At 73.5% G+C, this 487-nt stretch carries 1 protein-coding gene; it reads right to left on the reverse strand.

The features are described 5' to 3' along the window. Positions 1-17 precede the first annotated feature (17 nt). A partial coding sequence (locus IY392_RS13970) for a 4'-phosphopantetheinyl transferase (RefSeq protein WP_194861537.1) occupies positions 18-487 on the reverse strand: 470 nt, incomplete at its 5' end.

The raw sequence follows: 487 nt of genomic DNA on the forward strand, positions 1-487 counted from the left end.
GGGTCACGCCGGACACGCTATCCCCCACCACCCGGCCGGAGCGCGATCGCCGAGGCGATGTGGCCGTCCCACAGCGCCCACCGGCCGTGGAACTCCACCAGGTCGGGTCCCCCGTCGACCGCGCGCGGGTCGACGAGGATCCTCGACCGCAACTCGCCCGAAGCGGACCGGCCGTCGACGTGGGTGGGCGTCAGGGTGATGTGGGCGTCGGCGAATCCCAGCCACCTCCGGGTGAGCGGATACCACGTCTTGTAGGTGGCCTCCTTGGCCGTGAACAGCAGCCGGTCCCAGTGGACCGCCTCCTCCTCCTCCCGCGCCGCGGTCACCCAGGCCGCCTCCTCGGGTAACGCGACTGCCTCGAGGACCCCCCGGGGCAGCGGCCCGTGGGGTTCGACGTCCAGTCCGAGGGAGCGGATCCGGTCCGTCGGCCCCACCGCCGCGGCACGCAGACCCCCGGTGTGGGTCAGTGTGCCCACCACCCCTGTGG

This window comes from Dietzia sp. SYD-A1, from assembly GCF_015356725.1.
GTDB lineage: Bacteria > Actinomycetota > Actinomycetes > Mycobacteriales > Mycobacteriaceae > Dietzia.